13 protein-coding genes are annotated in these 14,245 nt (G+C 48.9%); 1 reads left to right on the top strand and 12 read right to left on the bottom strand.

Features of this window, described 5'->3' with window-relative positions:
- The first annotated feature begins 47 nt into the window (after positions 1 to 47).
- A complete protein-coding gene (locus KZ771_RS13450) occupies positions 48 to 302 on the top strand; it encodes a type II toxin-antitoxin system Phd/YefM family antitoxin (RefSeq protein WP_133540893.1) in 255 nt (84 codons plus the stop codon).
- Positions 303 to 390: 88 nt separating this feature from the next.
- Here KZ771_RS13450 and KZ771_RS13445 read toward each other — a convergent pair whose 3' ends face one another.
- The 12 genes from KZ771_RS13445 to ampD form a co-directional block, all read right to left on the bottom strand.
- Positions 391 to 1,533 (bottom strand): RNA-guided endonuclease TnpB family protein, encoded by a 1,143-nt coding sequence (locus KZ771_RS13445; protein ID WP_290573705.1) that lies wholly within the window; start codon positions 1,531 to 1,533, stop codon positions 391 to 393.
- Positions 1,534 to 1,649: 116 nt separating this feature from the next.
- Complete coding sequence (locus KZ771_RS13440; RefSeq protein WP_290653898.1) at positions 1,650 to 2,744, bottom strand: efflux RND transporter periplasmic adaptor subunit; 1,095 nt, start codon at positions 2,742 to 2,744, stop codon at positions 1,650 to 1,652.
- Positions 2,726 to 2,890, bottom strand: coding sequence for a hypothetical protein (locus KZ771_RS13435; protein ID WP_290573703.1), 165 nt, complete (start codon positions 2,888 to 2,890; stop codon positions 2,726 to 2,728). The genes KZ771_RS13440 and KZ771_RS13435 overlap by 19 nt, the downstream gene beginning before the upstream one ends.
- A gap of 150 nt (positions 2,891 to 3,040) precedes the next feature.
- Positions 3,041 to 3,289: a hypothetical protein gene (locus KZ771_RS13430; RefSeq protein WP_290573702.1), complete on the bottom strand. Its 249-nt coding sequence runs from the start codon at positions 3,287 to 3,289 to the stop codon at positions 3,041 to 3,043.
- A 22-nt stretch (positions 3,290 to 3,311) separates the two neighbouring features.
- Positions 3,312 to 5,405 carry a M13 family metallopeptidase gene (locus KZ771_RS13425; protein WP_290653897.1) on the bottom strand — a complete coding sequence of 698 codons (2,094 nt, stop codon included), beginning with the start codon at positions 5,403 to 5,405 and terminating at the stop codon, positions 3,312 to 3,314.
- A gap of 22 nt (positions 5,406 to 5,427) precedes the next feature.
- Positions 5,428 to 5,715 (bottom strand): ferritin-like domain-containing protein, encoded by a 288-nt coding sequence (locus KZ771_RS13420; RefSeq protein ID WP_133539658.1) that lies wholly within the window; start codon positions 5,713 to 5,715, stop codon positions 5,428 to 5,430.
- 152 nt (positions 5,716 to 5,867) lie between these two features.
- Complete coding sequence (gene lpdA / locus KZ771_RS13415) at positions 5,868 to 7,295, bottom strand: dihydrolipoyl dehydrogenase (RefSeq protein WP_133539659.1); 1,428 nt, start codon at positions 7,293 to 7,295, stop codon at positions 5,868 to 5,870.
- Positions 7,296 to 7,430: 135 nt separating this feature from the next.
- The gene (gene aceF, locus KZ771_RS13410; RefSeq protein WP_290653896.1) at positions 7,431 to 9,200 is read right to left on the bottom strand and encodes a dihydrolipoyllysine-residue acetyltransferase; all 1,770 of its coding nucleotides are present in this window, start codon (positions 9,198 to 9,200) and stop codon (positions 7,431 to 7,433) included.
- An 11-nt stretch (positions 9,201 to 9,211) separates the two neighbouring features.
- Positions 9,212 to 11,884: a pyruvate dehydrogenase (acetyl-transferring), homodimeric type gene (gene aceE, locus KZ771_RS13405; protein ID WP_290573699.1), complete on the bottom strand. Its 2,673-nt coding sequence runs from the start codon at positions 11,882 to 11,884 to the stop codon at positions 9,212 to 9,214.
- A 24-nt stretch (positions 11,885 to 11,908) separates the two neighbouring features.
- Positions 11,909 to 12,655, bottom strand: coding sequence for a pyruvate dehydrogenase complex transcriptional repressor PdhR (gene pdhR, locus KZ771_RS13400; protein ID WP_290573698.1), 747 nt, complete (start codon positions 12,653 to 12,655; stop codon positions 11,909 to 11,911).
- A 100-nt stretch (positions 12,656 to 12,755) separates the two neighbouring features.
- On the bottom strand, positions 12,756 to 13,589 hold the full coding sequence (gene ampE / locus KZ771_RS13395; RefSeq protein ID WP_290573697.1) for a regulatory signaling modulator protein AmpE: 834 nt from the start codon (positions 13,587 to 13,589) through the stop codon (positions 12,756 to 12,758).
- Positions 13,586 to 14,188, bottom strand: a complete 603-nt coding sequence (gene ampD, locus KZ771_RS13390) for a 1,6-anhydro-N-acetylmuramyl-L-alanine amidase AmpD (RefSeq protein WP_290573696.1) — start codon at positions 14,186 to 14,188, stop codon at positions 13,586 to 13,588. The genes ampE and ampD overlap by 4 nt, the downstream gene beginning before the upstream one ends.
- Positions 14,189 to 14,245: the final 57 nt, after the last annotated feature.

The raw sequence follows: 14,245 nt of genomic DNA, 5'->3' as shown, positions 1-14,245 counted from the left end.
AGTCTATTAATGGACTATATTTAGTTCACTGCGGAGGAGGTTCGGTTATGCAGATAAAAACCATTAGCTACATTAAACAAAATGCGGCGTCACTAAACGTTGAAGAGCCTATCGTAGTCACTCAGGGGGGCAACCCCGTCTACCGCATTGAATCAGAAGCCAGCGCTCGGCAGCGGGACGAAGCTATCGCGCTGTTAAAGTTGGTCAATTTAGCAGAGCGCGATATTCAGCAAAAACGGACGTTATCAGTGGCTGAGGCTAAACAACTTTTAGCTGAAAAGCATGATAATAAGCACCTTTAATCATGCCGTGGCAGGTTGAAGTGACTACTCACCGCCTTATCAGGCGATGCTTCTTATTTCGTTAGCCGTTGCTCGATAGTATCGAGACTTACGCAGCTTCCATAAGCAGAAACGACTGTCCAGCCGCCTTTAATTCCAGAGCACCTTTATCACGGATATTGAGTGCGGCATTTAAATCCCGATCTATATCCGTCGTTCCGCAAGAGGGGCAATCCCATGTGCGAACCGATAACGGCATTTCTTCCATTTTATGACCGCAACAATGGCAAGTCTTTGAGCTGGCGTACCACTGGTCGAGCTTGACTAGGTATTTACCTTGCTCTTTCAGTTTGTACTCCAGTTTATTGACAAAGGTGTGCCATGCGGCATCCGCTATGTGTTTTGCCAGTTTGCGGTTTTTCATCATATTTGCTGATTTCAATGTCTCAACTATCACCGCTTGGTTTTCGTCAACGAGAGTTCGAGAGAGTTTGTGTTGAAAATCAGCGCGAGCGTTAGTGACCCTTTCATGGCATTTCGCCACAAGCAAACGAGCTTTCGCTCGATTAGCACTGCCTTTTGCTTTTCTGGATAACTGACGCTGCTTACGCCTGAGATTCCTTTCAGCACGCTTTACAAATCTTGGGTTGGCTCTTTTTCTACCATTTGACTCAATTGCAAAGTGAGATAACCCCAGGTCAATGCCTGTTACCTTACTCACCGTTTGAAGTGGTTTAGGTGCTTTCACTCCATCATCCACAAGGATAGAGGCGTAGAATTTGCCAGTTTTACTCAGGCTCACTGTAATGCTTTTAACTGTTCCCGAAATTTCACGATGGATATTCGCTTTTACAGGCTTCATTTTCGGGAGTTTGATTGCGTCATCTAGCACTTTTACACCCACACAGTGATAGCTCGACTGCTTGCCATGTCTGCGTTTGAATTGTGGGTATCTCGCCTTTAGCTTCGGGTTAAAGAAGTTATCGAAGGCTCGATGCAGATTGATCACGGATTGTTGCAAAGCAATGGCGTCATATTGCTTCAGCCAATGGTATTTTCGTGATTTTTTAGCAACAGCAAGCAGTGGTTTTATATCCTTTTTTGGACTCAGTGTGACACCATGCTTGCGATACATGTGAGACTTTAAATACAACGCTTTGTTATACGCAAAACGCACGGCACCAAACTGAGCAATCAAAAACTCAGCTTGTTCGGGCGTTGGATAGATGCGTACTTTCGTTGCTTTTAACATAGTAAGTAGAGGCTGTATTTATATACAGTATAATTACACGCGCCTTTATCTGAGTCAAGGTCGCAGACTGACTATAAAACCTACGCCTTATATCCCCGCCCTCATCGGGCGAGGGTTTACGGCGAAACTGCTAAAAGGAACTGGCCGTTAGTCACCACTTGCTCACCGTCAACGAGGCCCGATGTAACCACAACCTCATCACCCACCCGCAGGCCGGTCTTTACTGCTTTGACGGCAAACGCCTGGTCCCTGACCTGCACTAACACGCGGTTATTTTGCGCCGTGGTAATTAAGCTTTTGACCGGAATCACCAGGGCGTTTGTTACCGGCGACAGCTCGACATGACCGGTCGCCCACAACCCCTCGCGAAGGCAATCTATCGAGCTATCAATCGGCACACGCGCGGTCAGTGTTTGAGTCTGAGGGTCTATTTGCGGATAAATGTAGTCAATGTTATTCATCCAGTGACCACTCACCTGTTCAGAACTTAAATGAACCATTTGGCCAACGCTTAGCTGGTCTGCGTAGCGTACTGGTATATCCAGCATAAACCAGAGCTGCTGGTCGTCAGTAATGGTCATTAGTTCCAAACCTGGTTTTACGTACATGCCCTGTTGAATGTTGAGTTCGGTGATATAACCGGATTGCGGTGCATAATAGTCCACTTCGTAGGACGCTTGTTTGGTCTTTTCCAGCAAGCTAATTTGCTGCGCACTCATGCCAAGTAACAGTAAACGCTGCTTACCGCGGCGTTTAAACTGTTGCTGGCTCTCGGCATCACCCACTTCATTAATTGAATTAAGCAGCTGAAGGTAGTCGTCTTGCGCAACGACTAAGTCCGGTGCGTACACACGGTAGAGTTTTTCGCCCTGTTCCACCCACTGACCTTCAACATCGGCATAAAGTTCTTCCACCCAACCCTCGGCGCGTGAATGCACATGATACTTGGCAGATTGTTGCCAGCGCACCTGCGCTTGTGCCTTAAGCATGGGTTGCAGATCTTTACGGGTTGCTGTGGCCGTGGTGACTCGTATAGCTTGTTGCTGGGCTTTGGGAACATGAAAGCTCTTTTCTGAGGACATTTCATCCATATCATGTCCATCTTTATCGCTCACTGACGTTTGTGGCTGTTGTTCTTTGTCACGCGCGACCAAGTCCATACTGCAGATGGGGCAAGTACCTGCTTCGTCTTTTACGATTTGACTATGCATCGGGCAAACATCTCAACTTGCGCGTCGTTAAAGGGGTCGCTGTCACTGCTTTGCTGATGTTGGCTATGATCCTGAACTAGCGCATGTGCCGCGCTGACACTAGTATTCAGCGCTAATACGAATAGCGCTAACAATAAAACTCGCATGGTATTCCACCTTCTGATTGTGCATAAAAAAACAGACTTCCGGTTATGCAACAACCCGTTTTGGTGGACGAATAAGGCGCTCACTGCGCTGCCAAAGCGCCATTTGCTGGTGCTTAAACACAGTGAAAAATGAGGGTGAATTAAATTCGGTCAGTAGATTAACCAAGCAATTTGGCCAGCACAGTGCTGTTCACAATGCTGGCAAAATAAGCCTTCCTCGTCGCAATGTTCTGCCATCGACGGTTGCTCGACTTCGTCGCAACAATCATGCATGCCACTGCCTTCGGAGCTAACAACACCTACGGTGTCTGTCATTGGCATAGCGTGCATTGCCGGCGCGGAAAACGTCCCCGCCAGCAGGCTCAACAACAATGTCAAAACAACCGTAAGTGTTTTCATACTCTTTAGTTTAACAGAGCTATTACCAGATGGTCACGCGGTTTTCCGGCGCCACATAAAGCTCGTCACCTTCCTCAACGTCAAAGGCTTCGTAAAACGCCGGTACGTTAACTACGGTACCGTTTACACGATACTCTGCCGGTGAGTGCGGGTCGCTCATGACTTGTTCACGAATCGCATCTTCACGGTATTTACCGCGCCATACTTGTGCCCAGCCAATAAATACACGTTGCTCGCCGGTAAAGCCGTCCAGTTCAGGCGATGGTTCGCCGTTGAGCGACTTTTTGTACGCTTCATAAGCAATCGTCAAACCGGCTAAATCGCCAATGTTCTCACCTAGCGTCAAGTCACCGTTAATATTCAGCCCTTCGATAGGTTCATAAGCGCTAAACTGAGCAGACAACTGTTGGCCACGCTCGTCAAATGCTTCGCGGTCGGCGTCAGTCCACCAGCTTTGCAGGTTACCATCACCGTCATATTTCGAGCCCTGATCGTCAAAGCCGTGGCCCATCTCGTGACCGATAACCGCGCCGATGCCACCGTAATTAACAGCCATTTCAGCATTCATATCAAAGAATGGAGGCTGCAAAATACCAGCCGGGAAGACGATTTCGTTGCGTACCGGGCTGTAATAAGCATTCACCGTTTGCGGTGTCATGCCCCAGTCCTCTTCGTCAACCGGGCCACCAATTTTCTCGATTTCTTCCTGGTAATTAAACTCGGCATAAGCTTTGTAATTGCCAACCAGGTCAGTCGCCGAGATTTGCAGGTCGCTGTAATCACGCCATTCATTCGGGTAGCCAACTTTTGGATCAAACTTAGCCAGTTTTTCCAGTGCTTTTTGTTTGGTGTCTTCTGTCATCCACTCGAGGTTACGAATGGAGTCACCATAGGCCTCACGCAGGTTCTCGATCAGCACTTCCATTTTTTGCTTAGCTTCGGGTGGGAAGTACTCTTTAACGTAAACCTGGCCTAAGACTTCACCCAGAATACTGTTGGTTGCATCAACGCCGCGCTTCCAGCGAGGTTCCTGCTCCGGGATACCGCGCAGGGTGCTGCCATAAAACGCAAAACGACGCTCGCCAAACTCTTCGCTCAGAATAGTAGCCGCATCGTTTACCATGCGGAAGCTCAGATAATCCTTCCACGCTTGTAATTCAACGTCAGTGAACATCGCACCAAAGTCTTCGAAATACGACGGCTGGCGAATCACCATGTTGTCGACATCGCCTAACCCGGCAGTTTCTACCCAGGCTGCAAAATCAAAGTTACCCAGCATTGCAGCCACTTCGTCAACCGACTTCTTGTTATAGGTTTTGTCCGCATTACGGCTTTCTACCCGTGACCACTGAATTTCAGCCAGCTTGGTTTCCAGTTCAAGAATGCGTTCTGCAGCTGCTTCGGCATCTTCAACGCCGGCCATAGCCAGGATATCAGCGGCATAGTCTTGATACGCTGAACGGAATTCCTCGAATTTCTCGTCATCGCTCAGGTAGTAATCGCGGTCCGGCAGGCCCAGTCCTGATTGCGATACATACATGGCGTTGGTTTGCGGATCTTTAGCGTCCGGATACACGTAAAAGCCGAACGGCGTCGATACGCTTTGACGACTAAAACGTGCCATATGCTCAGCTACAGCCGAGTGGCTATCCAGCGCTTTGATTGCATCTAAATCGCTTTGAATCGGTGAAACACCCAGTTCGTTAAGTGTTTCGACGTCCATAAAGGCGTTGAAAAAGTCACCGACTTTGCGCTCGTTACTGCCCGCTTCGGGGTTTGAGTTGGCTGCGTTTTCGATAATGTCACGCAAGCGCTTTTGATTTTGTTCGCGTAAATCAAAAAACGAACCCACTGACGAACGGTCTGACGGAATTTCAGTGCGTTCAATCCAGGCGCCGTTTACATGTGCGAATAAGTCATCCTGTGGTTTAACGCTATGATCAAAGTTTTCTAACACAACACCTGACGGCATTTGCTGTTGGGCTTGTTGCTCGGCAGAGGATTGTTGTTGTTCAGCATTGGCTTGCGTGTTGCCCTCGCCCTGCTGCGGTGAGCAGGCAGATAAGGCTAGCGCCATTGAGACACTAGCCGCAACGGTAGCTAATTTTAATTTCATGTAAGTTCCCTGAGTTTTTGTTTTAATCATGTTTTAGTGATTTATCGGTAAACAAGTAATCTTTTAGCTCTTCATCAAACTTTGGATCTTTGCGACGGATCCATTCCAGCGTCATGGCCGCATGCTCTTTTTCTTCGTCACGATTATGGATTAACACCGATCGTAACTCATCGTCTTTGCATACATCGATACGTTGGTTATACCAGTCCATCGCTTCCAACTCTTCCATCAGCGAAATTATCGCGCGATGCATATCGCGGGTTTCGTCAGACAGCAGTTCGTATGGTTCATGATATCCTTCGTTCGCCATAACAGGCTCCTTGTTGTTTGTATGAGTCTAAATTAGACAACCCATTAAAATTATCGCATTGTTACCGGACACGCAAAGAAAAACGGCCGCATTCGCGATGAATGCGGCCGTTTTGCCGTTAACTTAACGTAACAGAGTACTACAACTGACTGTTACTTTTTCTTCTTAGCCTTCGGATTCGGCATATCAGTGATAGAGCCTTCCTGAATCTCTGCGGCCAAACCAACTGATTCATGCAATGTCGGATGCGCATGTACGGTCAATGCGATATCTTCTGCATCACAGCCCATTTCGATAGCCAGGCACACTTCACCCAGTAACTCACCGGCATTGCTACCACACATAGCGCCGCCGATAATGCGATTGTTCTTATCAAAGATCAGCTTAGTCATACCTTGCTGAGCATTTGAAGCAATCGCACGGCCCGATGCAGACCACGGGAAAGTCACTGCGTCATACTCGATACCTTTCTCTTTCGCTTCTTTCTCGGTTACACCAGCCCATGCAACTTCCGGGTCGGTATACATGATAGAAGGGATAACTTTAGGCTCGAAGAAGTGCTTCTTACCCGCGATAACTTCAGCTGCAACATGCGATTCATGTACCGCTTTGTGCGCCAGCATGGGTTGACCCACAATGTCACCAATAGCAAAAATGTGGTCAACATTAGTGCGCATTTGGCTGTCAACATTGATAAAGCCGCGGTCATCAACCTTAACACCGGCTTTGTCGGCATCGATTTTGTTACCGTTAGGCGCACGACCCACAGCAACTAAAACAACGTCATATTTAACCGGTTTTTCCGGCGCATTTTTACCTTCGAAGGTTACATAAACACCGTCTTTTTTCGCTTCAACGTTAGTCGCCTTGGTGTTTAACATAACGTTTTCGAAACGGCCTTTAATTTGCTTATTAAAGTTTTTGATGATGTCAGCATCAGCCGGCGGTACCAGCTGGTCGGTCATTTCGACCACGTCTACTTTTGAACCCAGAGACGCATAAACCTGACCCATTTCCAACGCGATAATACCACCGCCCAACAGCAGCATTTTCTTCGGAATTTCTTTTAATTCCAGCGCATCAGTAGAGTCCCACACACGCTCGTCATCGTGCGGAATAAATGGCAACTTAATGGCTTGTGAGCCGGCTGCGATAATGGCGTTATCAAACTCAACCGTGGTGTTACCGTCATCACCTTCTACTTCGATGGTGTTGCTACCGGTGAACTTGCCGTAACCATTAACAATTTTCACCTTACGCATTTTCGACATCTGGCCCAGACCACCGGTCAACTGGCCAACAACCTTTTCTTTATGCTTGCGCATTTTTTCCAGGTCAATTTTCGGCTCGCCAAATTCAATACCTTCAGCCGCAAGGTTTTTAGCTTCTTCGATATGTTTGGTCATGTGCAGCAGTGCTTTTGACGGAATACAACCGACGTTAAGACAAACACCGCCTAAGGTGCTGTAACGCTCAATCAAAACAACATCCTGGCCTAAGTCTGCGGCGCGAAACGCTGCCGAATAGCCACCCGGGCCCGAACCTAACACTACTACCTGTGTTTTAATTTTGTCGCTCATGTTAACCCCTTATTTGCTACGGCCGGTTGAGCCACCGGCCGAGGTCAGTCAACGCTAAAAAGTGGCGCTATTGTAGCGCGAATTTTTTCGTATTTCTTGTCAAATTGATCGTAGCTCGTGCCTTGGGCACGAGGTTTACAATACCAATTTGCGGATATCACCCAGAACCTGGCTTAAGTAAGCGGTAAAGCGTGCGGCTTCAGCACCATCAATTACGCGGTGGTCGTACGATAACGACAACGGTAACGTCAAGCGTGGCTCAAACTCTTTACCATTCCACTTCGGCTTCATCTCGTTGCGCGAAACGCCCAAAATAGCTACATCCGGCGCATTGACGATTGGTGTGAACGCGGTTCCACCGATGCCGCCCAGACTCGAAATCGAAAAGCATCCGCCTTGCATATCGGCAGCTTTCAATTTGCCATCGCGCGCTTTCGAGCTGATTTCAACCAACTCCTCCGACAATTCATAAATGCCTTTCTTATCAACATCACGAATTACCGGTACAACAAGCCCGTTCGGTGTATCAACGGCAATGCCGATGTGCACATATTTTTTCATGTACAGCGACTCGCCGGACTCAGACAAGCTCGAATTAAAGGTTGGGAATTCCCGTAACGCTTTAGCACAGGCTTTCATAATGAAAACCAATGGCGTGATTTTAAAGCCCAAGTCCTGCTTTTTCGCCACTTCGTTTTCGGCCTTACGGAAGTTTTCCAGCTCGGTAATATCGGCTTCGTCAAACTGCGTAACATGAGGGATCGTCACCCAATTACGATGCAGGTTAGGTCCTGACTTACGCTGAATACGCGACAGTTGCACTTCTTCGACTTCGCCAAACTTGCTAAAGTCGACTTTTGGCGCGTCAATTACCTGAAGGCCACCACCGCCCTGTCCTGTTGCACCAGCAACCGCTTTCGGACGCGATAACTCGTACTTAACGTAGTCCTGCACGTCTTCTTTCAGGATACGACCTTTAGGACCATTGCCTTTGACCTGCGACAAATCAACACCGAATTCACGTGCAACGCGGCGTACTGCCGGCGAGGCATGAATAGTGTGCTTGTCTTTGCGCTCGGTTGGATGATCCGGTACCGGCGGCTGACGCTCGCTGGTAGGCTTAGCGCGTGAACTGCCAGAATCTTCTGATGACTGGTCTTTAGGTTTTTCCTTCGATTCGCTTTTCTCCGTGTTCTCTGTGCTCTCTGAGGTTTGCTCTTGAGAACTCTCAGATGAACCCGAATCGTCAGAACCACCAGCCACTTTCAGCTTGGCAATCACCGAGCCCTGCGAAACTTTATCGCCCTCTTTAACCAACATTTCGACGATCTCGCCGTCATCCGGGCAAGGCACGTCCATGGTCGCTTTATCGGTTTCCAGCGTAATTAAGCCATCTTCTTTGGCAACTGAATCGCCTTTAGAGACCAGAATTTCAATGATCTCGACGTCCTCTTCGTCACCAATATCCGGTACTTCTACCTCAATCACTTTCGACTCAGTCGAGCCAGGCTTGCTGTCAGCGTCCGATGCTTGTTCAGCCTCGTCCAGCGCGTCATCGCTCTCGGCTTCCGCTTTATCTTCGCTTTTTTGGCTGCTATCAGCGGTGTCCTCAGCGCTTTCTTCGGCCTCTGCATCATCACCGTCAGATGAATCCTCAGAGCCGGCATCTGCCGCTTCGACGATCGCCAGCACGTCACCTTCGCTAATGGTGTCACCCTCTTTTACCTTCAGCTCGACGATTTTACCACCGGCTGAGGCAGGGATGTCCATCGACGCCTTGTCACTCTCGACCGTTACGATACCGTCTTCTTTCTCGACGGTATCACCCTTGCTCACCAAAATTTCAATGACTTCGACTTCTTCACCGCCCACGTCAGGGACTTTGAGTTCGATTGTATCGGCCATCTCAGTACTCCTTATGCTAAACGTGGGTTAAGTTTGTCGGTATCGATACCAAAATCTTTGATCGCTTTGGTTACCACTTTCTTATCGATATCACCGGCATCCGCCAATTCTTTAAGTGCCGCCACAACAATAAATTCCGGGCTTACCTCAAAGTGCTTGCGCAGATTACCGCGGCTATCAGAACGACCAAAGCCATCAGTGCCTAACACACGATAAGGCGTCGGTACCCAGGCACGAACCTGGTCAGCGTAAAGTTTCATGTAATCAGTCGCAGCAATTGCCGGCCCTTTAGCGTCTTTCATTGCCTTGGTGATATAAGCTTCTTTTGCTTCTTTATCCGGGTTCAGCATGTTGTGACGATCGACATCCAGACCATCACGCGCCAGCTCGTTAAACGAGGTAACACTGTAAACCGTCGAGTTAACGTCAAACTGTTCAGCCAGAATATCGGCCGCTTCACGAACCTGCTGCAGGATAGTCCCGCTACCTAACAACTGTACGTCAGCCTTGGCTTTTTTCTTGGCTTTAACGTTATCCAGCACATACATTCCTTTCAGAATGCCTTCTTCAACGCCTTCCGGCATTTCCGGTTGCTGGTAGTTTTCGTTCATTACCGTTAAGTAGTAGAAAACGTTCTCCTGATCTTCGTACATGCGCTTAAGACCATCATGCACGATAACAGCAATTTCGTAGCCATAGGTTGGGTCATAGCTGATACAGTTTGGCACTGTGCCAAACAGAATATGGCTGTGTCCGTCCTGGTGCTGCAGACCTTCACCGTTAAGTGTTGTACGGCCGGCCGTGCCGCCAATCAGGAAGCCCCGTGTTTGGCTGTCACCAGCGGCCCACACCAAATCACCAACGCGCTGGAAACCAAACATTGAGTAATAAATGTAGAACGGGATCATTGGCTCATTGTTCAGAGAGTAACTGGTACCCGCTGCAACCCATGACGCCATTGCACCCAATTCGTTGATGCCTTCCTGAATAACCTGGCCTTTTTTATCTTCACGATAATAGGCAACCTGATCCGCATCCTGCGGCGTATATTTCTGGCCGTGGTGCGCATAAATACCAACCTGGCGGAACAGACCTTCCATACCAAAGGTACGGGCCTCGTCCGGAATAATCGGTACGACGCGTTTGCCAATTTTCTTGTCTTTCAACAAGGCTGTCAGTACGCGTACGAACGCCATGGTTGATGAGATTTCGCGGTCGCCCGAGCCTTTCAGCACGGCGTCAAACGCTTTCAGTGACGGCATCTCCAGCTCAACGTCGCTGTTAGCGCGTCGCACCGGCATGTAGCCACCTAAGGATTGGCGACGCTCTTTCATGTACTTCATCTCGTCGCTTTCGTCTTCAAACTTGTAGTATGGCAAGTCTTCAAGTTCTTCGTCTTTAAACGGAATATTAAAGCGGTCACGCAAATGTTTGATCGCGTCCATATCCATTTTCTTAACCTGGTGGGCAATGTTTTTGCCTTCACCAGCTGCGCCCATGCCATAACCTTTGACGGTTTTGGCTAAAATAACCTGTGGACGATTTTTGGTGTTAACCGCTTTATGGTAAGCCGAGTAAACCTTGACCGGATCGTGACCGCCACGGTTCAGGCGCCAGATGTCTTCATCTGACAGGTTGGCAACCATTTCTTCGGTTTCCGGATATTTACCGAAGAAGTTTTCGCGGGTGTACTTACCGCCTTTGGCTTTAAAGTTCTGGTAGTCACCATCAACGGTTTCTTCCATTAACTGACGCAGCTTACCTTCGGTATCACGGTAAAGCAGCGGATCCCAATAGCGGCCCCAAATAACTTTGATGACTTCCCAGCCTGCACCACGGAATGTGCCTTCCAGCTCCTGGATAATTTTACCGTTACCACGCACCGGACCATCCAGGCGCTGCAGGTTACAGTTAATCACAAAAGTCAGGTTGTCCAGCTCTTCACGGGCCGCCATGTTGATGGCACCCAAGCTTTCCGGCTCATCCGTTTCACCATCACCCATAAAGCAGTATACGCGCTGGTTAGAGCAATCTTTTATACCGCGATCCGTCAGGTACTTCAGGAAGCGAGCCAGGTAAATAGCCTGGATGGGTCCTAAGCCCATGGATACAGTCGGGAACTGCCAGAAGTCCGGCATCAGGTTCGGGTGCGGGTACGATGGTAAGCCTTTACCTTCGACTTCCTGACGGAAGTTGTTTAACTGCTCTTCGGTCAAACGGCCTTCGATAAAAGCTCGACCGTAAATACCGGGTGACGCATGACCCTGAATAAACAGGAAGTCGCCGCCGTCGCCTTCACTCGGCGCACGGAAGAAATGATTAAAGCCGACGTCATACAGCATCGCAGATGACGCAAAACTGGCAATGTGACCACCCAGCTCCTCACCTTTTTGCGAGGCGCGCAGCACCATCATCACAGCGTTCCAGCGGATCGCTGAGCGGATACGTGATTCCATGGTCTGGTTGCCCGGCATGGTCGGTTCCTGACTGGCCGGAATAGTATTCAGATACGATGTGGTCGGACGGTATGGCAAATACGCCCCGTTACGACGCGCTTTGTCGATTAGCTGCTCCAACAAGAAATGCGCGCGCTCCGGGCCTTCGGCGTCGAGCACACCCTCAAGAGCGTCTAACCACTCCTGAGTTTCCTGCTGGTCAACATCTTTGTTTAATTCTTCACTCATAGCTATTCCTTACCGTTAAGTTATTCAGGAACGACGCAGCGAGCGCTGGATGCGTGATTGCTCTTTGGTCATTTCCAGCAATGCCTGTTCAATATAGGACAAATGCTGATGACATGCATCCCGCGCCTGCTCCGGTTGCCCATCAATAATTGCAGCTGCAATTTGTGAGCGGTGTTGATTTAATTGCTCTAACACCTGCGGGTGTTGAGCCAGTATGCCTAAATTTTGTTTTATATTATCTGCGAGCAATTCTTTCATACCCATAACGACATGCAATAGCACTACATTATGGGAAGCCTCAGCGATACGCAGGTAAAACGCGACCAACGCGTCAACCTGTGAGTCGATATCACTCGCTTGTGATTCAATGATGTTATTGATACTGCATTTAATCCGATCCAGATCGGAATCGGTGCCACGCAGTGCAGCATAAAATGACGAAATCCCCTCGAGCGCATGACGAAACTCCAGCAGGTCAAACTGTGACTCGGGATGTTTAGCCAATAACTCAAACAAGGGCGTCGCCACTTTGTCATTTAGCGTATCGGTAATAAAGGTGCCACCGCCTTGACGACGATCAATCAAGCCTTTGGCCTCAAGCTTCTGGATGGCTTCGCGCAGTGATTGCCGCGAAACATTGAACCGTTGTGCCAACTCACGCTCTGACGGCAGTTTTTCACCCGCACTAAAACGACCATCGACAATCATTGCCTCGATTTCAGCAACAATTTGATCGGATATTTTCGCCACTTTTATCGGTTGAAACGCCATTCGGTAAATTGGTCTGACCAAAAGATGGGATCATTTTAATAGAAGTAACAGCAAAACCCAAATTTTTCTGGTCTGGTATGACCTCGAGTTAACGACTCAGCTAGTAAAGTCCGCCTGACAATGTCATCAGCGCAATCACGCACAACCAGACGATCTGCTGGCGTTTCATGAGTTTTAGCTGCGCCCCGGCGGCATCAGTTTTATCATCCGGGTGATGTGGCATATCCTCTGCTTTATCAACAACTGCAGCCAACACGTCGCGCTGATCGCAACGCAGGTCAGTTAATGAACTGAGCCAAACCGGCAGTGCCCGCGAAAAATGCCCAACGATCAACAAACCAAGACCCGCCAGCCTTACAGGAATAAAATCTAAAGCCCAGCGTAACCGCTGTAAGGGCAAGCTGTTAAAGCGCGCCGACTGATGCAGCTCCGCACTACGAATTGCCGCGTAAGCAAGAACGCCAAACACGCCAAATACAACATAAAAGAACATCACCGCCACGTAATACTGATAATTTAACCAACAGACCGTTTGGTTAATGGGTCGCGATGCGTCGCTGCCTGCCAGGAGATTGAGTTGTTGCTGGTAATGCGCGACCGCTTCATGGTCACCTTTATTAGCTGCCTTTAGATAATTTTTATAAGCACTGCGTGCGTCCGGGCAACTTATGCCAACCAGCAACGCAATGATACCCGCTATAAAGGTGACCAGGCTATTGTCCAACAAGGTAACCAGCAAACCTGCCAGCAGCGCCGGCAGCAATAACCAAATTGCCTGCGCCACTGGTTTGTCGAGCTGTTGTTGTTTGCCCGGTGATAACTTTTGCTGGCTCCAGTCTAACCACCGTGCCAGCAAAAAGTCCATTTGCCAAAATGCCGGCAAATGGACAACCCGTTCAATGCTAAAAGCGATTAGCAGGGCAATTAAGATCATAGTTTCTCCTGCTCGGGGCAGCTGTTTTCCATTGCTTGTAATTGGTTACGATAACGCTGCCAGTCAAAACCACGGCCCGGATCAGTCTTGCGTCCCGGGGCGATATCCTCATGTCCGACGATACGGTCTCGCCGCAACTGCGGATAGTGACTTAATAAAGCGGCTGTTATCACTGCCAACTGTTGGTATTGTGCTTCAGTATAGCGGTCTTGATCGGTTCCCTCTAGCTCTATCCCAATACTGAAATCATTACAGCGTGTGCGGCCACAATAACTAGATTTACCGGCGTGCCAGGCACGTTGGTTAAAAGGCACATATTGCTCCACCGCGCCATCCCGGCGAATAACTAGATGCGACGAGACACGCAATCCATCAAGATAAGCGAAGTCGCTGTCGGGCGAGGTGTCTAAGCTACCCAGAAAAAGCTGCTCAACATACGGACTCCCATAGGTGCCCTCGGGCAAGCTAATACAATGAATAACCAACAGGCTTATATCATCGGCGTCGGGGCGTGCGTCATAATGCGGACTTGGTAACTGCCGCGCTGTCACTAACCGGTGGTCTGAAATCGACGCTGTACTGTTCAGTTTTGGCTCCATCGTACTCTTCGTTAATGAATGTCTTTTCACAGCTACCGCAAACAGGTAAAGTTTGCC

Origin of the sequence: Idiomarina sp. (assembly GCF_019431395.1) — a bacterium.
In the GTDB taxonomy this organism is placed as follows: Bacteria; Pseudomonadota; Gammaproteobacteria; order Enterobacterales; family Alteromonadaceae; genus Idiomarina.
Note: the sequence above shows the minus strand (reverse complement) of the source record. Positions and strands in the feature narration are given on the sequence as shown.